This window comes from Streptomyces sp. NPDC107550 (assembly GCF_055639095.1).
Window position 1 is genome coordinate 1 of the sequence record NZ_JBVKBC010000016.1, and the last position, 24,216, is coordinate 24,216.

The following is a 24,216-nucleotide window of genomic DNA, read 5'->3' on the forward strand; positions in this document are numbered from 1 at the left end:
CACCCGCTACGACAAGACCGCCGAGTCATACACCGCCGCCATCACCCTGGCCTCACTCCTCATGTGGACATGACACTTTGACGACAGACCCTAGCACCGCGCCCGGCCCCGGCAAGTCGTTTCCGCACCCGCCACCCCCTGACGAGTGAGGCGCACATGCCGCCGAACGGGGGATGTGGCCGATCCGACGCAGGGATCAGAGGTCGCCGGCCTCGTCGCACCAGGTCCGGTCATCCGCCTGGGACGGGGACACCGAGCAGTAGGAGTACCGGTGTGTCTCGTATGTGATCAGGGCGGCCGCGGCCAGGGTCGAACCGGCGATGAGGGAACGGGTGCGAGTGGCGACGTGCTTCAGCATGGGCAGCGTCTCTTTCGACTGATCGAGTGGGCATCGTCCGTTCAGGTTTCAGGGGGAGCGTAGGTCGCTCCGAACGGGTGAGCCGTGCGGCCCGTGCGGGCTTTCCGTACGTTCCGTGCAGCCAGGCCGAGACGTATCGCCGGCGGACGGCTCCCGCGCCGGGACGGCCGTGAGGGCTTCTCACGCTCGCCCGGGCCGTCGCGTCAGTATGAGGAAGGGCCGGCACGATGTGTGAGATGCCCCGGTCAGGCGCGGTACCAGTCCTCTCCGTCGCTACCGAGTGCGCTGCGCAGATAGTTCTCGAGTGAGGCCGACACCCATGTTCGGCTGTCTGTTTCGTGGTCCCATACGAAGACGTCGTCCCGCTCGGGGGTGCGGACGAACGCGAATTGATCGCCGCCACCGTTGTCGCCGAAGAACATCAGGGCGTCGAACGGCATGTACAGATCGCGGAAATCCGCCTGCGACCGGAACGACGCGTTCTCCGCCAGGATCCTGCCGGCGCTCCACACGAGTGCGGTCCCGTACTCGTCCTCGACGCCGTCCGTCACCAGCAGCAACTCCCGCAGTGAGGCGGGGACGGACTGTCCCAGTCGCTCTTCGATGCGGTTCAGAGTCTCGGGAAGGGCAGGGCCCTTCAGCTCTGCCCGCGAGGATTTCGCTATGAGTTGACGCCACATAAGATGGTTTCTCCGTGTTTCGTGCACTGTCCGATGCGCGGGCCGAACCCAGGGTCAGCCTGCCGTGAACGTGTCCTGGACGGCCCGGCCCACGGAACGCGGCGTCCTTTTGTCGTCGGGGTCGTCCATTCCCAGGAGGGGGAGGTCGACCACGACCGTGTGAATCGGCGTCCCGGAGTCCCGCTCGTTCCACCTGCGGATCGCTTCGCCTGTTCGGGCCATCGCATGGTAGGCCGGACTGATCTCCTGGAAGTCCGGGTGCACGGTCACCGTGCCATTGGTGTCGCGCACCATGGGCAGCGAGGGCGGGACGACGATCAGGGGTGGGAGACCGTCGTTGCGGAGATTGTCGAGGATCTGAGCGACGTCGTCACGGGGCGAACCCCCGTAGCGCTCGAACGCGTACATCCCCGCGATGCACAGCGCGTCGGCAGGGACGGAGCGGGCGGAGGCCAGTCGGTACTCGACGTGCTCGTCCTCGGGGAGTGCGGCTCGCCATGCCGCGAGCGTCGCCTCGCGCAGGGTGGTGATCAGGAATTTCATGGAGGCGCCTACTGGGGGATGGGCATGGACGGGAGTACGCGGACGCGGCCGATCCGGGCGATCTCGTCGTTCGAGAGCGCCATCGGCGCGTCGAGGTAGCGTGCGCTCTCCGTTCTTTACGCTCGCTCGGGTCGCCGCCGGTTCAGAGAAAATATGCAGGTCAGCGCACTCGCCCGCGGGCTTTGAGCGGCACGGAAGGCAGTTCCGGAGCGTCGAGGCGAGCGCCGGCGTAGCCCTTCACCTCGCCGAAGCGGGTGCCGGTCGTCCAGTCGGCGCGGGCCCGTTCGATCTCGTCCTGGGTGCGGCCGATGAAGTTCCACCACATGATCAGCTCCTCCTCGAACGGCTCGCCGCCCAGGAGCATCAGGCCCGCGTCCGACTCGGCGCGCAGGGGGAGTTCGGTGCGGCCGCAGCCCAGGTAGAGGAGGGAGCCGGGCAGGACGGGGACGCCGTCGACGACCGTCTCGCCGGACATGGCGAGCACCGCGTACTCGAAGTCCGGGTCGAGAGGGAGCCGGACGTCCGCCCCGCGCGTGAGGGCGAGGTCCGCGCCGACGATCGGCGTGAACGCCGTGCCGGGGGAGTCCGTGCCGTCCAGCGTGCCGAGCACGACCGTCGCCGTCAGGCCGGGCGCGGTGACGCGGGGGAGGTCCGCGTGGTGCTCGAAGCGCGGCTCGGTGTGCCGGTGCGCGTCCGGCAGCGCCACCCACAACTGCGCCCCGTGCAGGAAGCGGGCGTGGGAGCGCGGCGACTCCTCCGAGTGGGCGATGGCGCGGCCCGACGTCATCAGGCCCAGCTCGCCCGGCCGGATCGTCTGGAGGCTGCCCGTCGAGTCCCGGTGCAGCACCTCGCCCTCGCGCAGCCAGCTCACCGTCTGCAACCCCATGTGCGGATGCGGAGGCACCTGCATACCGGGTTCGTCGGCGATGTCGTCGGGGCCGTAGTGGTCGACGAACGCCCACGCGCCGACCATCCGCCGGCCGAGGTTCGGCAGCAGCCGCCGCACTTCCGTGGACTCGCCGAGCCTGACCCGGCGCGGGCTGAGGAGTTCGCGTACCGGCTCCGCCACCACGAAGCCCCGGCCCCCGCACAGGGACGGCACCGGCCGGCGATCGAGATTGCTCATGGCGTCAACCTACGGCCTTCCGCCAGGCGACCGCCCGGCCCTTGGCGTCCCGGCCGGGCCGAACGCCCCCGTACGGCTCACCGCGCCCGAACCCGGGCGTCCCGGCCGGGCCGAACGCCCCCCGTACGGCTCACCCCAGCGCGCGCCGCCGCGCCGCGGCCACTGCAATGGACGCGTGCCCTTCGTGACCGCGGTGCCCGCGGGGCCGGCGCCGGACGACTGTCTCGCCCGCAACGACTGGATCTGCGGCGAGTACCTCAGCACGCGCCGGCACATCCTCGTGGACGCCGTCGTGCAGCACTTGCAGATCACGTTCGCGGCCGTCGCCATCGCCGTGGTCATCGCCGTGCCGCTCGCCGTCCTCGCCCGCCGCTGGGGCTGGGCCGCCGGGCCCGTCCTCGCGCTGACGACCGTGCTGTACACGATCCCCTCGCTCGCCATGTTCTCCCTGCTGCTGCCCGCCTACGGGCTGTCCGCCACCCTCGTCGTCGCGGGCCTCGTCCTCTACTCCCTCACCCTGCTCGTGCGTAACATCCTCGCCGGGCTGCGCGCCGTGCCCGAGGAGACCCGGCAGGCCGCGCGCGGCATGGGCTACGGGCCGATCCGGCTGCTGCTCACCGTCGAACTGCCGCTCGCGCTGCCCGCCGCGCTCGCCGGGCTGCGCATCGCCACCGTCTCCGCCGTCTCCCTGGCCACCGTCGGCGCCATCGTCGGCCACGGCGGGCTCGGCAACCTCATCTACGCCGGCATGAACACGTACTTCAAGGCGCAGGTGCTGACCGCGTCCGTGCTCTGCGTCGTCATCGCCGTCGTCGCGGACGTCGTGCTCCTCGCGGCCGGCCGCCTGCTCACCCCGTGGACGAGAGCGAGCCGCGCGTGACGACCCTCACCGACGCCTGGTACTGGCTCACCGACCCGGCCCACTGGTCCGGCGACGACGGCATCTGGCACCGCCTCACGCAGCACCTCGTGCTGACCCTGGTCTGCCTCGTCGTGAGCTGTCTGATCGCGCTGCCCGTCGCCCTCGTCCTCGGCCACCTCGGCAAGGGCGGCGCGCTCGCCGTCAACATCTCCAACGTCGGCCGCGCCGTCCCCACCTTCGCCGTCCTCGTCCTGCTCCTGCTCACGCCGCTCGGCCGGTACGGGGAAGGGCCCACGGTCGTCGCCCTGGTCCTGTTCGCCGTACCGCCGCTGCTCACCAACGCCTACGTCGGCATGCGCGGCGTCGACCGGGACGTCGTACGGGCCGCCCGGGGCATGGGCATGACCGGCCGGCAGATGCTGTTCCAGGTCGAACTGCCGCTCGCCCTGCCGATGATTCTCAACGGCGTCCGCATCGCCGCCGTGCAACTCGTCGCCACCGCCACCATCGCCGCGCTCGCCGGCGGCGGGGGCCTCGGCCGCATCATCACCGCCGGGTTCAACCTGGCCAGCACCCCGCAGGTCGTCGCGGGCGCCGTCCTCGTCGCCGGGTTCGCCCTGCTCGTCGAGGGCCTGTTCGAGATCGGCGAGCGGCTCGCGCCGGGCCACGCCCGCCGGAGGGCCGGATGAACCGCGCGCCCCGCCGCCTCGCCCTCGCCGTGGCCGCGCTGCTGCTCAGCGCGGGCTGCGCCACCGGCCCCTCCCTGGAGAACCGCGGGCAGGTCACGGGCCCGCCCGGCGACAGCCACCACCTCGTGATCGGCTCCGCCGGCTTCACCGAGAGCGACCTGCTCGCCACCATGTACGGGCAACTGCTCGACCAGGCCGGCTACAGCACCGAGATCCTCTCCGTCGCCAACCGCGAACTGTACGAACCGGCCCTGGAGAACGGCCAGATCGACGTCGTGCCCGAATACGCGGCCACCTTCGCCGACTGGCTCAACGCCAAGACGCACGGCGCCGACGCGAAGCCCGTCGGCTCGCCCGACCTCCCCGCCACCATGAAGGCGCTGCGCTCCCTCGCCCGGCCGCGCGGCCTCGTCGTCCTCGACCCGGGCCGCGCCGTCGACCAGAACGCCTTCGCCGTCACCGCCGCCTACGCGAAGCAGCACCGCCTCAAGACACTCAGCGACCTCGGCGCCTCCGGTCTGAAGGTGCGGCTCGCGGCCGGTGACGAGTGCGTCAGCCGCCCCTACTGCGCGCCCGGCCTCAAGCGCGTGTACGGCATCGACATCACCGGCGTCGACCCCAAGGGCGTCGGCACCACCCAGTCGAAGCGGGCCGTGCAGAACGGGCAGGACCAGATGATGCTGACGACCACCACCGACGCCACCCTCGCCGGGTTCGGGCTCGTCCTGCTCGACGACGACAAGCACTTGCAGAACGCCGACTACATCGTGCCCGTCGTCAACCGCTCCCGCGCCGGAGGAGCCAAGGCGGCCAAGGCGCTCGGCGCCCTCAACTCCGTCCTCACCACCGACGACCTCGCCCGCATGAACCAGCAGGTGGACAGTTGGCGCCGGCTCCCCGAGGACGTCGCCCGCACCTACCTGCACGACAAGGGCCTGCTGAAGTAGCCCGCGCCGCGTGCTCGATCCAACCGCGCGCCCGATCCGCCCCGCGCGTACGGTGGACCGGGTCTCACGCTGAACCATAGGGTGAGACTTCACTCGCGCGGCGGCGGAGACTGGAAGGAACGCGCAGGTCAGGCGTCCGCGACCGAGTCGAACGACACCTCTGTCCGCTGCACGCCCTGCGCGTCCGCGTCCACCGAACGGCGCAGCGCCTCATGGAGCTTGGCGGGTGTCAGCACCCCGAGGAACCGCGCGCCGTCCAGGACCGCGACCCAGCCCGCGTCGTGCTGGAGCATCACCCCGAACGCCTGCTTGAGCGGCGCGCCGACCGGCACCCACGCGTTCATCCGGTGCGCGAGGTCGCCTACGCGGCCGTCGGCGCCCGCGAGCGCCACCTCGTCCAGGCCGACCCAGCCGTGCAGGTCACCGCCCTCGTCCAGGACCACCGCCCAGCGGGCGTCCTGCTCACGCAGCCGCGCCGCCGCCCGCCCGTTCGGCTCGTCCACGCGGACCACGGAGGGCTGTTCCAGGTCCTCCGGTTCGATCTCCGTCACCGACAGCCGCTTCAGGCCCCGGTCCGCGCCGACGAACTCGGCCACGTACGGCGTCGCCGGCGTCCCGAGCACCGCGCCGGGCGTGTCGAACTGCTCGATGCGGCCCTGCCCGTACACGGCGATCCGGTCGCCGAGTCGGACGGCCTCCTCGATGTCGTGCGTCACGAACAGCACGGTCTTGCGCACCGCCGCCTGCATCCGCAGGAACTCGTCCTGCAACTGCTCGCGCACCACCGGGTCCACCGCGCCGAACGGCTCGTCCATCAGCAGGACCGGCGGGTCGGCCGCGAGCGCCCGCGCCACCCCGACCCGCTGCCGCTGCCCGCCCGAGATCTGTTCCGGGTAGCGGTTCCCGTACGTCTTCGGGTCGAGGCCGACCAGGTCGAGGAGTTCGGCGGCGCGGGCCCTGGCCTTGGCGCGCTTCCAGCCGATCAGGGCGGGCACGGTCGCCGTGTTGTCGAGGATCGTGCGGTGCGGGAAGAGGCCGACCTGCTGGATGACGTACCCGATACGGCGGCGCAGCCGCACCGGGTCGACGCCCGCGATGTCCTCGCCGTCGACCCAGATGCGGCCGGACGTCGGCTCGATCAGCCGGTTGACCATCATCATCGTGGTCGTCTTGCCGCAGCCCGACGGGCCGACGAGCGTGACCAGTTCGCCCTCGGCGACCTCGAAGGACAGATCGTCCACCGCCGTCGTGCCGTCCGCGTACCGCTTGGTGACATGGTCGAACCGGATCATGCCCTCACGCTAACCGCGCCTACCGCTCGGCGCTCACCAGGACGACCTCCAGGGTGCGCGGCCCGTGCACGCCCTCCACCCGGTCCAGTTCGATGTCGCTGGTCGCGGACGGACCCGAGATCCACGTCAGCGGGCGCGCCGGATCGAGCCGTTCCAGCGCCTGCGGGACGGAGGTGACGACCTGGTCGGGGACCCGTACGACACAGATGTGATGGTCGGGCACGAGCGTGATGCGGCGGCGGCCCTGGTCGGGGGAGCCGTCCAGGACGAGCGTGCCGGTCTCGGCCACCGCGACCGCGCAGCCGGTGACCACGCTGTCCACCCGGTCGAGGCCGGCGGGGGTGGAGTCGGCCCGGTCCGCGATCCGCGTGGCGTCGGCCGCCGCGAGCCAGGACGGGTCGAGCCCCGGCGGGACCAGCACGCTCTCCGACCCGTGCCCGGCGAGCAGCCGCATCAGCAGGCCCCGAAGCTCCGCCTCCGTGCAGCGGTGCACGAGCGCCCGGTAGTCCGCGAGGTTCTCGGCCAGCAGCTCGACCGTCTCGGCGGCGGTCCGCTCGCCGTGCGCGCGCAGATAGTCGCGGCGCACGTCGGTGTCGTACGAGGACGGCGGCTCGACGGGGCCGCCGAGCGCGCGCCGCACCCGGCTCAGGACGACATCCCTGCTGCTCACTTCGCGCTTCCCTTCTCGTCGGTGCCGCCCCCGGCGCCCTCGCCCCGGGTGCGCTGCCACCAGTCGCGGAATGGTTCCGCGGGCACCCGCGGCAGATCGCGGGTCGCCGTCCACGCCCGGCCCGGGCCCGGCAGCGTACGGGGATGGAAGCGGCGGGTGCGGGCCGCCAGCCGCTGGCCGCCCGCGAGCGCCGCCGGATGGGTGAACGCCCAGCGCGCGGCCCGCATCGCCGCCCGCTCGGCCGCGTGCCCCTTCGCCGGCTTCAGCGTCACCTTGGTGCCGCGCCGGGTGACCTCGCCGCCCTGCACGACCCGCTCCCGCAGATGGACGAGGACCTCGGGGATGTCGATGGCGACCGGGCACACCTCGTAGCAGGCCCCGCACAGCGAGGACGCGTACGGCAGGGACGCGTCGATCTCGCTGCCCGTGCCGCGCAGTTGGGGGCTGAGGATCGCGCCGATGGGCCCCGGGTAGACCGAGCCGTAGGCGTGCCCGCCGGCCCGCTCGTACACCGGGCACACGTTCAGGCAGGCCGAGCAGCGGATGCAGCGCAGCGCCTGCCGGCCGACCTCGTCGGCGAGGGTGTCGGTGCGGCCGTTGTCGAGCAGGACGAGATGGAACGCGGACGGCCCGTCGGAGTCGGTCGTCCCCGTCCACATCGAGGTGTACGGGTTCATGCGCTCGGCCGTCGAGGAACGCGGCAGCGTCTGGAGGAAGACCTCCAGGTCCCGCCAGGTCGGCACGATCTTCTCGATGCCGACGACCGAGATCAGCGTCTCGGGCAGCGTCAGGCACATCCGCCCGTTGCCCTCGGACTCGACGACGACGAGGGTGCCGGTCTCGGCGACCATGAAGTTCGCCCCGGAGACGCCGACCTTGGCGCGCAGGAACTTCTCCCGCAGATGCAGCCGCGCCGCCTCCGCGAGCTCCGCGGGCGTGTCGCTCAGGCCCTCGGGCGCCGGGCGGCCCCAACTGCCCATCTCCTTCTCGAAGATGTCGCGGATCTCGCCCCGGTTGCGGTGGATCGCCGGGACGAGGATGTGCGAGGGCCGGTCATGGCCGAGCTGCACGATCAGCTCCGCGAGATCCGTCTCGTACGCGCGGATGCCCTCGGCCTCCAGATGCTCGTTGAGGCCGATCTCCTGCGTGGCCATCGACTTGACCTTGACGACCTCGCTCTCGCCGGTCGCCCGCACGAGCCGCGTCACGATCCGGTTCGCCTCGTCGGCGTCCGCCGCCCAGTGCACGGTGCCGCCGGCCGCCGTCACCGACTCCTCCAGGCGCACCAGATAGTGCTCCAGGTGGCGCAGCGTATGGTCCTTGATCTGCTTGCCGGCCTCCCGCAGCCGCTCCCAGTCCGCCAGCTCCGCGACCGCGCGGGCCCGCTTGTCGCGGATGGTGTGGGTGGCGTGGCGCAGATTCGCGCGCAGGGTCGTGTTCCGTACGGCGTCGTGCGCGGCCTTCGGGAAGGCCGGCATGCCGACGAACGTGCCGCTCATGCCCAGGGCTCCTCTTCCGTGCTCGCCAGGATCTCCGCGATGTGCACCGGCTTCATGCCCACCTTGAGCCGTGTCATGGTGCCGCCGATGTGCATGAGGCACGAGTTGTCCGCCGCGCACAGCACCTCGGCGCCCGTCGAGCGCGCGTTGCGTACTTTGTCGGCGCCCATCGCCGCCGAGACGTCGGCGTTCTTCACGGCGAACGTGCCGCCGAAGCCGCAGCACTCGCTCGCACCCGGCAACTCCACCAGCTCCAGGCCCCGTACCGCCGCGAGCAGCCGCGTGGGACGGTCCCCGAGCCCGAGCGAGCGCAGCCCGTGACACGTCGGGTGATAGGTGACGGTGTGCGGGTAGTACGCGCCGACGTCCGTCACCCCCAGCACGTCGACCAGGAACTCGGTCAGCTCGTACGTCTTCGGCACCACCGGCGCCAGCGTCGCCGCCAGGGCGTCGCCCCGGCCCTCCGTGCGCGCCCGCTCGCCCATCCTCGGGTACAGCTCCCGCACCATCGCCGCGCACGAACCCGACGGCGTGATGATCGCGTCGTAATCACCTGAAGCGAGACCCGGACCAAAGACATCGGAGTAATGCCGGGCCAGTGGCTCCGCCTCATGCCGATAGCCGGTGTTGTAGTGCGGCTGCCCGCAACAGGTCTGCGCCTGTGGGAAGTCCACCTCCACGCCCAGCCTGGTCAGGAGTTTCACCACGGCGCGGCCCGTGTCCGGATAGAGCGTGTCGTTGACACAGGTGAGGAAGAGCGCGACACGCATCGTGGCCCCTTCGTTCGCTTGCTCGGGACGATCATCGGATGGATGCAGCGTACGTCGTCGGGGGCGCGCGGTCACGGGAGCGCCCCGCCCGCCGCGCGCCCCGCCCGTACGCGCCGGCGGCGGGGGAGCGGCAGGGAACCGGACGGTATCGATCCGGCCTCTTCCGTGATCCCGGCCCCGGCATCTCGCGCACACTGGGGTCCCTGCAAACACCATCGGACCCCGGGGGGCGTGGGCACCAAGTGAACGCGATCGCGCTGTACTACCCGACCATCCATGTACGGGACGACACCTGGCTCAAGTACGCCGCCCTGTACTGGCCCCGGATGGGGCGGCTGCGACCGCCGGGCTACCCGCTGCGCGACACGCCCGTCGCCGCCCGCCTCCACCAGGAGGGCTGGCTCCTCGACATCGAACCGCCGCCGTGGGCGTCCGCCGAGGTGACCGAGCCCTTCCTCACCCTCATCGGGGAACACGCGGACGCGCTGCGCGAACGCTTCGGCCTCGATCGCATCGACACCTGGGGGCTGCCGCCCGCGGAGGCCGGGTTCGGCTACGGCAGTGACGCCTACTCCGCCGGGGTGCCCGGCGAGGACATCGCCTGGCTCAACCCCCGCTTCGGGTTCCTGCACGCCAGCAAGCTCGGACCGGACATCGTGCAGGCGTCCGTCGACGCCGGACTCGCCATCACCGGACAGGGCCACGGCGGCACCTGGGTCGGCATGCACCCCGAACTCGCCGCCGTCTACACCTGCGCCCTCACCGAACGCCTCGCCCTGCGCGACCGCCTGCACCCCGTCACAGACCGCACCATGCCGCACGCCGTGCTCTCCGGCTGGAGCGTCGAACGCCTCGTCACCCTGCTCACCGACCGGCACCGCGCCGCCCCCGCCGAGCGCCCGGGGCCCGGCGTCGAGGACGCGTTCGTCCTGCTCGCCTTCCGCACCGTCGTCCCGGCGAACCTCAGCGCCGTGCCCATCGAGAAGATCATCGAGGTGCGCGGCAGCTTCGGCGCGGAACTCGACGCCTTCCGCGCCTACGTCACCGAACAGGCACAGGAACTGGCCACGTTGGAGGACGTCCGCGACGTGGCCGTCTTCCAGGAACACCTCGGCCTCGAGGTGGAGCGGCGGATCGTCTCCCGCCTCGACGAACTGAGCGAACGGCTGCGCAGCGTCGGCCTGGAGTCCGTGCACGCCCTCGCCAACGTCAAGTCCGTCGCCCTGCCGCCCCTCGCCGCCATCGCCTCCCAGGCCGCCCACTTCCCGTCCGCACTCAGCGTGCCCGCAGCCGTCGGCGTCTGCGTCGTCAGCGCGCCCTTCCAATGGCGGCGCGAGCGGCGGGCCGCCCTCGACGCCTCCCCGGTGAGCTATCTGTTCCGGCTCGGCAAGGAGATCGACCCGCCGTCCCTGACCGACCGGCTGCGGCGGGTCTGGCCGGGATGAGCGGCGACGACTTCACGGCCGCCTGGGAGCGGGCGTTCGGCACGCACCCGGCACGGCTGCCCGGCGCGGACACCGACCTCGCCCTCCTCGTGGACCCGCGCCCCGACCCCGCCGACGTACGGGAGTGCGCCGCCCGCGCCCGCCGCCTCACCGACGCGCTGGCCGCCGCGGCACCCGGCGACCGGCGGTCCCTGCACGCCGAGTTCACCGTGGCCGGGCCGCACGCCCGGGGCCGGCTGACCTGGCGGCCCGCGTCCGGCGAACCCGTGACCTCGGACGCCGGCGCCGACGTCCTCGGCCTCGCCCGCGCCCACCGCGAGGCGACCGCCCGCCTGCCAGACGGGCCCTGGTGGCGGCTGGCCGTGGACCTCGCCCCCGGCACGGAACCGTCCCTCGTCCTCGACCGGGGCGAGGAACCCTTCCCCGCCGACGACCTGCTGCCCCCGGACGCCTACCGCGCCGACCTCGCCCGCCTGGACTTCCCCCACGAACGCCTGCCGACCTGGCTGTCCGCGTACGTCGGCCACGGCGACCGGCAGCGCCGCCTTGCCCGCACGGCCGCCGCCGGCGCCCGGGCGGACGCGGCGCGCGGGGTGCGGGCCGTCGCCGCGTACGACGACCTGCCCACCGCGCCGCTGCTGTGGGCCCGCTGGGCGGTGATCGCCGCCGTGTTCGCCGCGTTGGACTCCCCGGCGGGTCCCCGCGTGCGGCCCGGGCACGGCTGGTTCGAGGGCAACTCGCGGGGCGGCTCCACGCTGTGGCTGCTCCCCGGCGGCCGTGCCGTCCTGTCGGGCGGCGCCTGGAACGCGCCGCGCCTGGTCGAAGCCCACCGGGGCGACGCACCGCTGCCCGACCTGTACGCCGGCGCCCCGTCCTGGGTGAGCGACGAACTCCTCGACGACCGCGCCCGGCAGGGCCTCCTCTCCTTCTGCTACTGGTACGAGGGTGGCCGCTGGTGCCGGGGCCCCGAGTGCCAGAACCCGGACGGCTTCGCCCGCGCGATCCCCGGCGTCTGGACCGCGGACACCGTCACGGACGTCCTCACCTCCGTCCTCGGCCACGACACCGACGAGGCCCGCGCCGCGACCCGTCGCCTCGTGATCGCCGCCGAACAAGGGCGCGCGACACGGCAGTTGCTCACCGATGCGTTCGGACAGGCGTCCGACCTCGATCTCGACGCCGCGTTCCAGCAGCTGCGCATGGCCGACACCGTCGCCCGCGCCGACCTTCCCGCGCTGCCCGAGGAGCACGCCCTCGCCCTCGTCCGCGACCACCTGCGCGCCGAGGGCCTCGACAGCCCCGGCTACCCGGCCGACGCGCTCGTCGCCCACCGGCTGACCGTCGGCTGGCTCGTGTACGTGCCGGTGCCCGACGGGGAGGTGCGCATCAACCGCGCCCTGTTCCACGTGGCGGACGACGGCGTACTGGAACGCTCCTCGTCCGGCGTCCCTCCGTCCCGCTCCGAGGCCGCCTTCGAACAGCGCTTCCGTGAGCGCCGGGGAGGGGAGTGGTGAGGGCGAGCGCGGGGCGGTGACGGGCACGCGCCGCGTCGCGGGTGCGGTCGGCCGCCGCGCCGGGCGCGGGTACCTGCGAAGGAGCCGGCGCCTCGCGCCCCGGCCCGCCTCGCTCCACGCCAACGCCCGCGCCCGCGTCCGCCGCTCCGCCCGCCCCGCGCTCAACGCACCCCCAACTCCCAGTCCAGCGCCCAGATCCGCAGCACGCCGTCGTCGCCGCCCGTCGCCGCGAACTGGCCGTCGGGCGTGACCGCGACGGCCTGCACATCACCCCCGTGCGCCTCGACCACCCGCAGGCAACGCCCCGACGCCACCTCCCACACGCGCAGGGTCGCGTCGTCGGCACCCGAGAGCACGTAACGCCCGTCCGACGTGAACACGACCGCCGACAGGCTGTCCTGATGGCCTGTCAGCACCCGCAGGCAGTACCCGTCGCGCGCGTCCCACACGCGCACCGTGTGGTCCTCGTAGCCACCGGCCGTCACGACGAGCCGCCCGTCCGCGCTCGCCGCCACCGCGCTCACCGGCGCCTCATGCCCGAGCAACTCCCGCTCGCAGCGCCCGTGGAACAGGTTCCACACCCGCACCCCTGCCCCTGCCGCCGTCACTGCCCGCAGCCCGTCCCGCGTCAGCCACGCCGCTTGCACGCGCGATGGGCCGCCGCCGGCCAGGGTCCGCAGGCACCGCCCGCTCGCCAGGTCCCAGAGCCGGAACACCCGGTCGCTGCCGCCCACCAGCGCCCGCCGCCCGTCCGCCGTGAACCGCGTCGCGCGAGGGCCCCGGCTGAGCGGGCCGATCATGCGCAGCACACTGTCCCGGGTGTCGACGGCGGTGGCCTTCTCGCCGTCCAGCGAGAGCAGCGGCTCGCCGCCCGGGAGCGCCCAGGCGTGCAGCGACCCGTCCCGGCAGGCGGCCAGCAACCGGCCGCCGTCCGCGGAGAACTGCACGACGTCCACCGCGTCGTGCGGCATCGCCCCCGACCGGGGCCGGATGGCCAGTACGCAGCGTCCGGACGCCAGTTCCCACACGCGTACGTGCCCGTCGATGCCGCCCGCCGCCGCGTACCGCCCGTCGCGGCTGACGTCCACCGCCATCAGCGCTGCCGTCGCGCCCCGCAGGACGTGCGCGGGCCAGACCGCGCGCACGCCGGTGTGCTCCACGCGCGCGGCGAGGTCGCGCCAGGCCGCGAGGACGTGCGGGGAACGCTCGTGCCCCGGCACCGCCCGCGCCCGCGTCAGCCGGTCCAGCGCGCCCGCCGGGTCCGAGGCCGCGACCCGCCCGGCGGCCTCGGTGACGAGCCCCGCGACCTTCGCGTCGCCCTCGGTCAACTCCGCGTGGGCGCGCGGCCTGGCGAGCCTCGGCGGCACCCGGTGCGCGCCGGGCAGCCGCCAGATCCGGACCGCGTTGTCCTGGCCGGCGGACAGGGCGTACTCCTCGTCCGTGCCCCAGCGCACCAGTCGCACCGCTCTCTCGCGCCCCTCGAACGTGCGCAGGCAGCGGCCGCTCGCCACGTCCCACAGCCGTACGGTGCCGTCGCTGCCGCCCGACAGAAGCCGGGTGCCGCCGCGCCCGAACGCCAGGGACACGGCCTGCCCGACGAGCCCGGTCAGGGTCCGCAGCGGGCGACTCGTGCGCAGGTCCCACAGCTCGATCACGTCGTCCCTGTTGCTGCCGAGGGCCGCGACCCCGGCGTCCGCGTCGAAGGCGAGGCAGGGCCGGTTGGCGCCCTCGGTGCCGAGCACGGCCGTGCAGCGGCCGCTGTCCACGTCCCACAGGCGCGCCGCGCAGTCCGCGTATCCGATCACGAGCGCGTGGCGGCCGTCGGGGGAGAGGGCGCCGTCGGTGAACTGGAACACGTCGTGCTCGGCCCGCGTCCGCACCCGCCGCGTCCGCAGGTCCCGCACGACGAACGACACCGTCGGGGTGTCGTCGCGCCGGCCGTGCTCCAGCGTGACGACGAGCCCCGCGCGGGCGCTGAGCGCTGCCCAGGCCGGCATCCCGTCCAGGACGAGGGAGCGCAGACAACGGCCCGTCTCCAGTTCCCACAGCCGCAGGCCCCGCGCGCCGTCGAAGGAGACCGCGTACCGCCCGTCCGGCGTCAGCCGCGCCTGCCGGGTGTGCGCGGTGTGCCCGGTCAGCACGCGCAGGCGCTCGCCGGAGCGCACATCCCATACCTGCACGCCCTCGTCGACGCGGGCGGTGACCGCGCGCCGCCCGTCCGCCGACACGTCGACGTCGAGGATCGGCTCGGCCCAGCCCGGCCGCGTCCACACCCACGGGATCTCACGGACGCCGGCACAGCGCGCGTCGATCACCCCGGGCGACTCCAGTGCGGCGAGCGCCGCCGCCACGTCGGGCTGCCCCGGCCGCTCCCGGTCGACCGCCGTGAGCAGCGGGCGGGCCGCCGCGAGGTCGCCGCGCTCCAGATGGACGAGGCCGAGGGCGTGCCGCGCGGGCCACGTGTCCTCGCTGTCGCGGCGCACCCCGTCGAGCCGGGCGACCAGCTCGGCGTCCGTCAGGTCGCCACGCCGCCAGCGGGCCAGGCCGCCGTTGTACGTGGCGTCCGCGTGCCGGGGATCGGCGGCGAGCGCCGCGTCGAACGCGGCGTCGGCCTCCGCGTGCCGGCCCAGGTCGAGCAGGGACAGCGCCCGGTTGTTCCACTCGTCGCCCAGCAGGTCCGCCGCGCGGGGCTCGCGCCGGGACGGCGGGCGGCCGGTCACCTGCCGGTGCAGCGCGGCCAGTTCGCCCGCGACCTCGGCCATCGACGCGGGCCGCGACGCCGGGTCCACGCGCAGACACCGGTCGAGGAGGTCGAGCAGCGCCTCCGGCACCGGCCCGACGCGGTCCGTCGTCCCGCCGCTGCCGCGCAGTTCGGCGGCCACATCGGCGGCCTGCGGGCCGAGCCCCCACCGCCTGCCGCCGGTCAGCATCTCCAGGACCGTCACCGCGTGACTGAACACATCGGTGCGGCGGCCCACCCGGCGCCGCGCCAACTGCTCCGGCGAGGCGTACGCGCGCGTCATCCCGCCGAACGACACCGGAACACTGCGCCCGTCGACAACACTGCGCCCGTCATCACTGCGCCCGTCGTCCTCGGCGCCGCCGCCCGCGTCCCGCGTCACCGGGCGGGCCCGCGCCAGCCCGAAGTCCGTCACCTTCGCCACGGGCCCGCCCCCGACGCGCGCGTCGAGCAGCACATTGGCCGGTTTGACGTCCTGGTGCACGAGCCCCCGCGCATGCGCGTGCCCGAGGCCCCACGCCGTCTGCACCGCCACATCGAGGACGCGGGGGAGTGCCGCGTCCGGGCCGCCCGCGTACAGCCGGCCGTCCGCGATCCAGTCGTGCAGGCTGCCCCCGCCCACGTACTCGGCGAACACGCGCGGCACACCGTCCAGGACGCGCACGTAGTGACAGCCGCAGATGTGCGGGTGCAGGCCGAGCCCGACCCATGACTCGGCCTCCGCGACGAACGCGGCCTGCTGCGCCGAGGTCTCGAACAGCCCCGGGTTCGGCACCTTCACCGCCAGGTCGATGTGCCACTCCAGGTGCCGCACCCGCAGCACCCGGCCCATCGCGCCCTCGCCTGCGACACCGAGCACGCGGTACCGCCCGTCCACCGTCTCCCCGGCCGTCGCGCCCCGCCCCGTGCCTTCCACAGCCCCACCCCGTCCGTCCCCCGACACCCTTCACCTCCTTCTACGTCCCGGCGCCCCCAGGAGTTCCCGGCCGGGCACGGAGCGTGACGAAGCCGTGCGCCGGGGCCGCGCCGACCGTGCCCGCTCGGGTGTGCTGAACTGGGCGGCGGGGCCCGCGCGTCCGGATTCCGGTCCGCGCGCACCGCCGACCGGGCCCCGCCGCACCAGCAGTCCCCCTTACCAGCAGTCCCGTACCGCAGTCCCCGTACCGCCTCTCAGGAGCCGAATTTGAGCGCCGCGCGTTACCGCCAGCCCGGTGTCGTCCTCACCGACCGCCGCTTCCTCGTCCCGCTCGACCACGACGCGCCGGACGGCGAACAGATCGAGGTGTACGCGCGCGAGGTGGTCGCCGCGGGGCGCGAGGACGAGAAGCTGCCCTGGCTGCTGTACCTCCAGGGCGGCCCCGGGTTCGGCGCCAACCGCTTCGTCGGACGGCAGTCCTGGCTCGACCGTGCCCTCGCCGACCACCGCGTCCTGCTCCTCGACCAGCGGGGCACCGGCGCCTCCACGCCCGTCAACCGGCAGACGCTCCCGCTGCGCGGCGACGCCCGCGCGCAGGCCGCCCACCTCGGGCACTTCCGCGCCGACTCCATCGTCAAGGACTGCGAACTGATCCGCCGTGAGGTCACCGGCGGCGCCCCCTGGACGGTCCTCGGCCAGAGCTTCGGCGGCTTCTGCGTCACGCACTACCTGTCGACCGCCCCCGAGGGCCTCGCCACCGCGCTCATCACCGGTGGCCTGCCCTCCCTCGACGCGCACGCCGACGACGTGTACCGGGCCGCCTACCCGCGCGTGGAGCGCAAGGTCCGCGCCCACTACGCCCGTTACCCGATGGACGTCGAGCGGGCCCGCGAGATCGGCGCGTACGTCCTCGAGCACGAGCCGCTGCTGCCGGGCGGCTACCGCCTCACCTTGGAGGCGTTCCAGTCCCTCGGCATCTGGCTCGGCGCGAGCGACGGCAGCGACCGCCTGCACTACCTCCTGGAGGACGCGTTCGTCCGCACGCCCGCCGGCCGCGAACTGTCCGACTCGTTCAAGGAGCAGGCCGCCGCGGCACTCTCGTACGCCGGACACCCGCTGTACGCGGTGCTGCACGAGGCGATCTACGCGCAGGGCGGGCGGGCCACGGCCTGGTCGGCGGAGCGGGTGCGCGGCGAGTACCCGCAGTTCGACGGCGAGAAGGCGCTCGCCTCCGGCGGCCCGCTCATGTTCACCGGCGAGTCCGTCCACCCCTGGCAGTTCGACTGCGACCCGGCGCTGCGCCCGCTGCGCGAGGCGGCCGAGATCGTCGCGGCCCGCACGGACTGGGCCCCGCTCTACGACCCGGCCCGCCTCGCCGCCAACGAGGTGCCGGCGGCGGCCGCCGTCTATTACGACGACATGTACGTGGACACGGCCCACTCCCTGCGCACCGCGGCGGCCGTCCGGGGACTGCGCCCCTGGGTCACCAACGAGTACGAGCACGACGGGCTCCGCGCGGGCGCGCCGCACGTCCTGGACCGGCTGCTCGGCCTCGCCCGAGGCGCGCTGTGACCTGACGGGCCGCGCGGGCGCGCGATCCGGCCTGACCCGAAGGACAGGCCCTACGCTGGGCCCATGGCCTCTCCTGAACAGCTCGCGCCCCTGCCGGACGACTGGCGCAAGGCGCTCGCCGTCGTCGCCCACCCCGACGACCTGGAGTACGGCTGCGCGGCCGCCGTCGCCACCTGGACCGACGCCGGCCGCGAGGTCGCGTACGTGCTCGCCACCCGGGGCGAGGCCGGGATCGACACCCTCGATCCGGCGGCCTGCGCGCCGCTGCGCGAGCGGGAACAGCGGGCGAGCGCGGCCGTCGTCGGGGTCGGGTCCGTCGAGTTCCTCGACCACCGGGACGGCGTCATCGAGTACGGGCCTGCGCTGCGGCGCGACATCGCCGCCGCGATCCGCCGCCACCGCCCCGAACTCGTCCTCACCCTCAACCACCGCGACACCTGGGGCGGCGTCCACTGGAACACGCCCGACCACGTCGCCGTCGGGCGCGCCACCCTCGACGCCGCCGCCGACGCGGGCAACCGCTGGATCTTCCCCGAACTGATCGAGCAGGGCCTCCAGCCGTGGAACGGTGTCAAGTGGGTCGCCGTGGCCGGGTCCGCGCGGCCCACGCACGCCGTGGACGTCACGGACGGGCTTGAGCGGTCTGTGGCGAGCCTGCTCGAACACCGCACGTACATCGAGGCGTTGACCGACGAGGACGCGGAGTCGTACTGCCGCACGTTCCTCACCGGCAACGCGGAGGCGGTGGCGCCGCGCTTCGGCGGCCGGCCCGCCGTGGCCTTCGAGGTCTTCGTCCGCTGACGGTTCAGGCGGGCGGGGCCGGGACCTTCTCCGCGACCGTGTCCTCGGGGCCCACGGCCCGCCCGTCGTCCGCGCGGATCTCCAGCGTCCGCAGCGGCCTGCCGTCCGCCCGGTCCAGCAGCCGCGAGTGCTCCTCGCCGGGCCCGAAGAGGTCTGGGCTCAGCGCCGACTCCCAGCCCCTCCGGCGCTTGAGGAGCGGGGTCCGGGGCGGAGCCCCAGAGTGCCGGGTTCGTCGTGGCCGGTCGCGCAGTTCCCCGCGCCCCTGACGGGGCTGCCAGCCCCGGCACTCCACAGGCGCCCCCACCCGTGCCGGGCGCCTGCACGTTGTGCCTCGGGTGCGGCCCCGGTGGGGCTTCTCGCGCAGTTCCCCGCGCCCCTGAGGGAGTTGGCCTGAGCGTCAACATCCAGCCCCTCCGGCGATTGAGGAGCGGGGTCTGGGGCAGGGCCCCAGAGTTCCGGGTGCGTTGGGGCTGGGCGCGCAGTTCCCCGCGCCCCTTGCGGGGCTGGGCTCAGTGCCCGTTCCCAGCGGGCGGCGTTTTCGTGAGGGATGCGTGGAGGAGGTCCGCGTTGATGGCCGCGCCCGCGCGGTAACCCGCGCTCGCCGCGTTCACCACCTGCTCCGTCGGCCCCGCCGCGTTGCCGACCGCCCACACCCCCGGCACGCTGGTCAGCCCCGTCGGGTCCACCGCCGTGAACGGGCCCGCCGGAGTCTCCTGCGTACGGGCGCCCAGCGCCGACAGCAGCCCGTCACGCGGCCGCATCCGCGTGGCCACGACCAGCGCGTCCCGCGCGACCACACGCCCGTCCGCGCGCCGCACCCCGGTCAGCCGGTCGTCCTCCACGGTCAGGCCCGCGACGGCCCCCGCGACCGTGCTCACGCCGGCCGCCGCGAGCGACTGCCGGTCGGAGTCCGGGAGTTCCTCCACGTCCGTACCGTTCAGGAACAGCGTCACGTCCTTCGACAGCTGGCTGAACAGCAGCGCCTGATGGACGCCCGCCTCCTTCGCGTACAGCACGCCGATCCGCCGCCCGCGCACCTCGTAGCCGTGGCAGTACGGGCAGTGCAGCACGTCCTTGCCCCAGCGCGCGGCGATCCCCGGCACGTCGGGCAGTTCGTCCACCAGGCCCGTGGCGATCACCAGGCGCCGGGCGCGCACGAGGGCCCCGCCCGCGAGCGTCACCGTGAACGCGTCGCCGCCGTCCGGCTCCGCCGCCGTCACCCGGCCCCGGACCAGTTCGACCCCGTACCCGGCGACCTCGCGCCGCACCTCCGCGAGGAACGCGGCCGGTGCCATGCCGTCCCGCGACGGATAGCCGTGCATGTGCGCGGACGGCGCGTTGCGCGGCTCGCCCGCGTCGACCACGAGCACCGAGCGCAGGCAGCGGCCGAGGATCAGCGCCGCCGACAGGCCCGCCGCCCCGCCGCCCACGACCAGCACGTCATAGCGGTCGCGGGCCGGTGCGTTCGTCTCGTCCAGTGATGCGTTCATGTCGACCCCTCGTCGTAGGCGGCCCGCGCCGCTCGCGCGCCCGTTGCCCCGAAGGTGCGCCCGAGACCGTGCTATTGACAAATGGCTTTGCCGAAACTGCAATGGAGGTATGAACTCCTCCCGTCATCCGCACCGAGCCGGCGCCGGGCTCGGCACCGACAGCGAGCCGGAGCCGAGCATGGACGCCGTCCTGTCCGGCGTGGGCCCGCGCCTGCGTGCCCTGCGCAAGGAGCGCGGCGCCACCCTGACCGGCCTCTCCGAGACCACCGGCATCTCCGTCAGCACGCTCTCCCGCCTGGAGTCGGGGCTGCGCAAGCCGAGCCTCGAACTGCTGCTGCCGATCGCCCGCGCCCATCAGGTCGCCCTGGACGAACTCGTCGGCGCCCCGCCCGTCGGCGACCCGCGCGTACGGATGAAGCCGATCACGCATGGCGGCAGGACGATGTACCCGCTGACGCGGCAGCCCGGCGGCCTCCAGGCGTACAAGGTCATCGAGCCGCAGCGCCGGCAGGAGCCTGACCCGCGCACCCACGAGGGCTACGAGTGGCTGTACATGCTGTCCGGGCGGCTGCGCCTGGTCCTCGGCGACCACGACGTGATCCTCGGCCCCGGCGAGGCCGCCGAGTTCGACACCCGGGTCCCGCACTGGTTCGGGTCGACAGGGGAGGGGCCCGCCGAGTTCATCAGCCTGTTCGGGCCGCAGGGCGAGCGCATGCACGTACGGGCGCGTCCCGCGCGCAACCAGGACGAGTGAGTCGCCGGAGGGCATTCACAACCCGGCAAGCGACCGCTTAGTATGCGGCTGTGCCCGGTCAGGCGGCCGGGCGCGGAACCCGTGCGACGACGCAGTCCCGTGGAGGCCCCGCATGCAGGCATGGCAAGTGCACGAGAACGGCGAGCCGGGCGAGGTGATGCGCCTCGAAGAAGTGGCGCGGCCCGAGCCCGGCGCGGGGCAGGTCCTGCTCAAGGTGCGCGCCGCGAACATCAACTTCCCCGACGCGCTGCTGTGCAAGGGGCAGTACCAGGTGCGCCCGCCGCTGCCGTTCACGCCCGGCGTGGAGATCTGCGGCGAGACCGAGGACGGGCGCCGCGTCATCGCCAACCCCGCGCTGCCGCACGGCGGCCTCGCCGAGTACGCCCTCGCCGACGCCCGCGCCCTGCTGCCCGCGCCCGACGCGCTCGACGACGCCGAGACGGCCGCCCTGCACATCGGCTACCAGACCGGCTGGTTCGGCCTGCACCGCAGGGCCCGTATCCAGCAGGGCGAGACGCTGCTCGTGCACGCGGCGGCAGGCGGCGTCGGCAGCGCCGCCGTCCAGCTCGGCCGGGCGGCGGGCGCCCGCGTCATCGGCGTCGTCGGCGGCCCCGAGAAGGCCAAGGTCGCCGAGGAGCTGGGCTGTGACGTCGTGATCGACCGCCGCTCGGAGGACGTCGTCGCCGCCGTCAAGGAGGCCACCGGCGGGCGCGGCGCCGACGTCGTCTACGACCCGGTCGGCGGCGACGCGTATACGCAGTCCGCGAAGACCGTCGCCTTCGAGGGCCGGATCGTCGTCGTCGGCTTCGCCTCGGGCACCATCCCCACCCCGGCCCTCAACCACGCCCTGGTGAAGAACTACGCGATCCTCGGCCTGCATTGGGGCCTGTACGCCACCAAGAACCCGGCCCTGATCGCCCGTTGCCACGAGGAGCTGACCGCGCTCGCCGCGAGCGGCGCGATCAAGCCGCTCGTCAGCGAGCGCGTCGGCCTCGACGGCGCGGCGGACGCCGTGCAGCGCGTCGCCGACGGGCGCACCACCGGCCGCGTCGTGGTCGTGCCCGGCCTGAGTGCCCCCGCCCACGGAGCCGCCGTATGAGCCTCGACGCGACCCGACTGCGCGACCTGACCCGGGAGTTCCTCGCCGCGCACCCGCCCGCGACGACCCCGCGCGCCGACTTCCTCAGCGCCCGCTTCGACGCCGGGCTCGCCTGGGTGCACTACCCGCAGGGCCTCGGCGGGCTGGACGCACCGCGCTCTCTGCAAGCCGTCGTCGACGCCGAACTGGAGGCGGCGGGCGCCCCCGACAACGACCCCCGGCGCAACGGCATCGGCCTCGGCATGGCCGCCCCCACGATCCTCGCGTACGGCACCGAGGAGCAGAAGCGGCGCTTCCTCAAGCCGCTGTGGACCGGCGAGGAGGTGTGGTGCCAGCTCTTCAGCGAGCCCGGCGCCGGATCCGACCTGGCCGCGCTCGGCACCCGCGCCCGCCTGGACGGCGACACGTGGACCGTCGACGGGCAGAAGGTGTGGACGTCCGGCGCGCACAACGCCCGGTACGCCATCCTCATCGCCCGCACCGACCCCGACCTGCCCAAGCACAAAGGCATCACGTACTTCGTGTGCGACATGACCGACCCGGGTGTCGAGGTCAGGCCGCTGCGCCAGATCACCGGCGAGGCCGAGTTCAACGAGGTCTTCCTGACCGGCGTCCGCATCCCCGACGCCCACCGGCTCGGCGCGGTTGGGGAGGGCTGGAAGGTCGCCCAGACCACCCTCAACAACGAGCGGGTCGCCATCGGCGGCGCCCGCATCCCGCGCGAGGGCGGTCTCATCGGCATCGTCGCCGCCCTGTGGCGCGAGCGCCCCGACCTGCGCACCCACGATCTGCACCAGCGTCTGCTGACGCTGTGGGCCGAGGCCGAGGCCGCCCGCCTCACCGGTGAACGCCTGCGCCAGCAGCTCGTCGCCGGACACCCAGGCCCTGAGGGGGCCGGGATGAAGCTCGGCTTCGCCCGGCTCAACCAGGAGATCAGCGGCCTGGAAGTCGAACTCCTCGGCGACGAGGGCCTGTTGTACGACGACTGGACGCTGCGCCGGCCCGAACTCGTCGACTTCGCGGGCCGCGAGGCCGGATACCGCTATCTGCGGGCCAAGGGCAACAGCATCGAGGGCGGCACCAGCGAGATCCTGCTGAACATCGTCGCCGAACGCGTCCTCGGCCTGCCGCCCGAGCCGCGCACCGACAAGGACGTCGCCTGGAAGGACCTGGCCCGATGAGCACCCAGCCCGACCTGTTGTACTCCGAGGAGGAGGAAGCGCTGCGCGCGGCGGTGCGCGACCTGCTCGCCGACCACTGCGACGCCGCCACCGTCCTCGCCCGCACCGAGAGCGACGCGCCGCACGACCGAGCCCTGTGGAAGCAGCTCGCGCAGCAGATGGGCCTCGCCGGGCTCCTCGTCCCCGAGGAATACGGCGGTCAGGGCGCGAGCCACCGCGAAGCGGCCGTCGTCCTGGAGGAGTTGGGGCGGTCCGTCGCGCCCGTCCCCTATCTGACGAGCGCCGTCATCGCCACCGAGGCCCTGCTCGGCTGCGTGGACGCGGGCGGTGGCCGGGCCACCGAGGCCACCGAGGCCGCCGAGCTGCTCGGTGCTCTCGCATCCGGGCGCGCGGTCGGCGTGCTCGCCGTCCCGTTCACCGCCGCCCCCGCCACCGCTTCGCCCGGCACGTCCGCCCCCGGCGCGGGCGCATCGAGCGTGCGCGTGGACGGCGGGGCGCTGACCGGGCGGGTGAGCGGGGTCGCGGACGCGGGCGCCGCCGACGTCCTCCTCGTACCCACCGACGCGGGCCTGTTCGCCGTCGACGCGGACGCGGCCGGAGTCGGCGTCGAGCCGCTGACCTCCCTCGACCGCACCCGCCCGCTCGCCGCGCTCACCTTCGACGGCGCCGCAGGCCGGCTCCTCGCGGGCGACGCGGGCCCGGCCGTCGCGCGCGGGCTGCGGGCCGGGGCCGGGCTGCTCGCCTCCGAGCAACTGGGGCTCGCCGACTGGCTGTTGACCGAGACCGTGCGGTACACGCGCGAGCGTCACCAGTTCAACCGGCCCGTCGGCTCGTTCCAGGCCCTCAAGCACCGGCTCGCCCAGGTGTGGCTCCAGGTCGTCCAGACCCGGGCGGTCGCCCGCGCCGCCGCCGACGCCCTCGCCACGGCGAGCCCCGACACCGCGCTCACGGTCGCGCTCGCCCAGTCCTACGCCGGGCCCGTCGCCGTACGCGCCGCCGAGGAAGCCCTCCAGTCGCACGGCGGCATCGGCATGACCTGGGAGCACCCCGTGCACCTGTACCTCAAGCGGGCCAAGGCCGACTCGCTCGCCCTCGGCACGGCGGGCCGCCACCGGGGGGAGCTGGCCGCACTGGTCGATCTCGCCGCGCCCTGAGCCGGCACACCACCCGCACCCGGGGTCGAGGGGACCGCACGGCCGCCCCTTGACCCCGGTTTTACCTCTCTTTGACGAGATGGCATTATTGCGAGCTGTTCGCAATAACATCTG

The 24,216-nt window shown here is 73.9% G+C and carries 22 protein-coding genes; 11 read left to right on the forward strand and 11 right to left on the reverse strand.

Features of this window, described 5'->3' with window-relative positions:
- Window positions 1-196: 196 nt before the first annotated feature.
- The 4 genes from ACZ7LY_RS21170 to ACZ7LY_RS21185 form a co-directional block, all read right to left on the reverse strand.
- Window positions 197-358, reverse strand: coding sequence for a hypothetical protein (locus ACZ7LY_RS21170; RefSeq protein WP_471626194.1), 162 nt, complete (start codon window positions 356-358; stop codon window positions 197-199).
- A gap of 245 nt (window positions 359-603) precedes the next feature.
- Window positions 604-1,038: an SMI1/KNR4 family protein gene (locus tag ACZ7LY_RS21175; protein ID WP_471626195.1), complete on the reverse strand. Its 435-nt coding sequence runs from the start codon at window positions 1,036-1,038 to the stop codon at window positions 604-606.
- 54 nt (window positions 1,039-1,092) lie between these two features.
- On the reverse strand, window positions 1,093-1,581 hold the full coding sequence (locus tag ACZ7LY_RS21180; RefSeq protein WP_471626196.1) for a hypothetical protein: 489 nt from the start codon (window positions 1,579-1,581) through the stop codon (window positions 1,093-1,095).
- A gap of 160 nt (window positions 1,582-1,741) precedes the next feature.
- The gene (locus ACZ7LY_RS21185; protein ID WP_471626197.1) at window positions 1,742-2,707 is read right to left on the reverse strand and encodes a pirin family protein; all 966 of its coding nucleotides are present in this window, start codon (window positions 2,705-2,707) and stop codon (window positions 1,742-1,744) included.
- A gap of 184 nt (window positions 2,708-2,891) precedes the next feature.
- Here ACZ7LY_RS21185 and ACZ7LY_RS21190 point away from each other — a divergent pair, with 184 nt between their 5' ends.
- Genes ACZ7LY_RS21190 through ACZ7LY_RS21200 form a run of 3 tightly spaced genes read left to right on the forward strand, consistent with a single transcriptional unit; the run spans window position 2,892 to window position 5,205 of the window.
- Window positions 2,892-3,587 carry an ABC transporter permease gene (locus ACZ7LY_RS21190; RefSeq protein ID WP_471626338.1) on the forward strand — a complete coding sequence of 232 codons (696 nt, stop codon included), beginning with the start codon at window positions 2,892-2,894 and terminating at the stop codon, window positions 3,585-3,587.
- Window positions 3,584-4,258: an ABC transporter permease gene (locus ACZ7LY_RS21195; protein ID WP_471626198.1), complete on the forward strand. Its 675-nt coding sequence runs from the start codon at window positions 3,584-3,586 to the stop codon at window positions 4,256-4,258. Before ACZ7LY_RS21190 ends, ACZ7LY_RS21195 begins: the two co-directional genes overlap by 4 nt.
- Window positions 4,255-5,205 carry an ABC transporter substrate-binding protein gene (locus tag ACZ7LY_RS21200; protein WP_471626199.1) on the forward strand — a complete coding sequence of 317 codons (951 nt, stop codon included), beginning with the start codon at window positions 4,255-4,257 and terminating at the stop codon, window positions 5,203-5,205. Before ACZ7LY_RS21195 ends, ACZ7LY_RS21200 begins: the two co-directional genes overlap by 4 nt.
- Window positions 5,206-5,333: 128 nt before the next feature.
- On the opposite strand, the gene ACZ7LY_RS21205 is transcribed toward ACZ7LY_RS21200, so the two are convergent.
- The 4 genes from ACZ7LY_RS21205 to ACZ7LY_RS21220 are packed head-to-tail and all read right to left on the reverse strand — an operon-like array spanning window position 5,334 to window position 9,436.
- Window positions 5,334-6,497, reverse strand: coding sequence for a betaine/proline/choline family ABC transporter ATP-binding protein (locus ACZ7LY_RS21205; protein WP_471626200.1), 1,164 nt, complete (start codon window positions 6,495-6,497; stop codon window positions 5,334-5,336).
- 19 nt (window positions 6,498-6,516) lie between these two features.
- Window positions 6,517-7,167, reverse strand: coding sequence for a LutC/YkgG family protein (locus tag ACZ7LY_RS21210; protein WP_471626201.1), 651 nt, complete (start codon window positions 7,165-7,167; stop codon window positions 6,517-6,519).
- Entirely contained in the window at window positions 7,164-8,666 is a 1,503-nt protein-coding gene (locus tag ACZ7LY_RS21215) for a LutB/LldF family L-lactate oxidation iron-sulfur protein (protein WP_471626202.1), read from the reverse strand. Before ACZ7LY_RS21215 ends, ACZ7LY_RS21210 begins: the two co-directional genes overlap by 4 nt.
- Window positions 8,663-9,436 carry a (Fe-S)-binding protein gene (locus ACZ7LY_RS21220; protein ID WP_471626203.1) on the reverse strand — a complete coding sequence of 258 codons (774 nt, stop codon included), beginning with the start codon at window positions 9,434-9,436 and terminating at the stop codon, window positions 8,663-8,665. The genes ACZ7LY_RS21215 and ACZ7LY_RS21220 overlap by 4 nt, the downstream gene beginning before the upstream one ends.
- 242 nt (window positions 9,437-9,678) lie before the next feature.
- Here ACZ7LY_RS21220 and ACZ7LY_RS21225 point away from each other — a divergent pair, with 242 nt between their 5' ends.
- Together ACZ7LY_RS21225 and ACZ7LY_RS21230 are read left to right on the forward strand one after the other, a co-directional pair.
- Complete coding sequence (locus ACZ7LY_RS21225; protein ID WP_471626204.1) at window positions 9,679-10,881, forward strand: DUF6236 family protein; 1,203 nt, start codon at window positions 9,679-9,681, stop codon at window positions 10,879-10,881.
- The gene (locus ACZ7LY_RS21230) at window positions 10,878-12,395 is read left to right on the forward strand and encodes a hypothetical protein (RefSeq protein ID WP_471626205.1); all 1,518 of its coding nucleotides are present in this window, start codon (window positions 10,878-10,880) and stop codon (window positions 12,393-12,395) included. Before ACZ7LY_RS21225 ends, ACZ7LY_RS21230 begins: the two co-directional genes overlap by 4 nt.
- Before the next feature lie 161 nt (window positions 12,396-12,556).
- On the opposite strand, the gene ACZ7LY_RS21235 is transcribed toward ACZ7LY_RS21230, so the two are convergent.
- Complete coding sequence (locus tag ACZ7LY_RS21235) at window positions 12,557-16,051, reverse strand: WD40 repeat domain-containing serine/threonine protein kinase (protein WP_471626206.1); 3,495 nt, start codon at window positions 16,049-16,051, stop codon at window positions 12,557-12,559.
- Window positions 16,052-16,318: 267 nt separating this feature from the next.
- On the opposite strand from ACZ7LY_RS21235, the gene ACZ7LY_RS21240 reads away from it, so the two are divergent.
- Both ACZ7LY_RS21240 and ACZ7LY_RS21245 read left to right on the forward strand, forming a co-directional pair.
- Window positions 16,319-17,623 carry an alpha/beta fold hydrolase gene (locus ACZ7LY_RS21240; RefSeq protein ID WP_471626207.1) on the forward strand — a complete coding sequence of 435 codons (1,305 nt, stop codon included), beginning with the start codon at window positions 16,319-16,321 and terminating at the stop codon, window positions 17,621-17,623.
- A gap of 63 nt (window positions 17,624-17,686) precedes the next feature.
- The gene (locus ACZ7LY_RS21245; RefSeq protein ID WP_471626208.1) at window positions 17,687-18,424 is read left to right on the forward strand and encodes a PIG-L deacetylase family protein; all 738 of its coding nucleotides are present in this window, start codon (window positions 17,687-17,689) and stop codon (window positions 18,422-18,424) included.
- 4 nt (window positions 18,425-18,428) lie between these two features.
- On the opposite strand, the gene ACZ7LY_RS21250 is transcribed toward ACZ7LY_RS21245, so the two are convergent.
- On the reverse strand, window positions 18,429-18,728 hold the full coding sequence (locus ACZ7LY_RS21250) for a hypothetical protein (protein WP_471626209.1): 300 nt from the start codon (window positions 18,726-18,728) through the stop codon (window positions 18,429-18,431).
- 205 nt (window positions 18,729-18,933) lie between these two features.
- The gene (locus tag ACZ7LY_RS21255) at window positions 18,934-19,914 is read right to left on the reverse strand and encodes an NAD(P)/FAD-dependent oxidoreductase (RefSeq protein WP_471626210.1); all 981 of its coding nucleotides are present in this window, start codon (window positions 19,912-19,914) and stop codon (window positions 18,934-18,936) included.
- A gap of 178 nt (window positions 19,915-20,092) precedes the next feature.
- Between ACZ7LY_RS21255 and ACZ7LY_RS21260 the strand changes: the two genes are divergently transcribed.
- The 4 genes from ACZ7LY_RS21260 (at window position 20,093) to ACZ7LY_RS21275 (ending at window position 24,102) form a co-directional block, all read left to right on the forward strand.
- Entirely contained in the window at window positions 20,093-20,668 is a 576-nt protein-coding gene (locus tag ACZ7LY_RS21260; protein WP_471626339.1) for a helix-turn-helix domain-containing protein, read from the forward strand.
- Between the two features lie 112 nt (window positions 20,669-20,780).
- The gene (locus tag ACZ7LY_RS21265) at window positions 20,781-21,767 is read left to right on the forward strand and encodes an NADPH:quinone oxidoreductase family protein (RefSeq protein WP_471626211.1); all 987 of its coding nucleotides are present in this window, start codon (window positions 20,781-20,783) and stop codon (window positions 21,765-21,767) included.
- Window positions 21,764-22,948 carry an acyl-CoA dehydrogenase family protein gene (locus tag ACZ7LY_RS21270; protein WP_471626212.1) on the forward strand — a complete coding sequence of 395 codons (1,185 nt, stop codon included), beginning with the start codon at window positions 21,764-21,766 and terminating at the stop codon, window positions 22,946-22,948. The genes ACZ7LY_RS21265 and ACZ7LY_RS21270 overlap by 4 nt, the downstream gene beginning before the upstream one ends.
- Window positions 22,945-24,102, forward strand: coding sequence for an acyl-CoA dehydrogenase family protein (locus ACZ7LY_RS21275; RefSeq protein WP_471626213.1), 1,158 nt, complete (start codon window positions 22,945-22,947; stop codon window positions 24,100-24,102). Before ACZ7LY_RS21270 ends, ACZ7LY_RS21275 begins: the two co-directional genes overlap by 4 nt.
- Window positions 24,103-24,216: the final 114 nt, after the last annotated feature.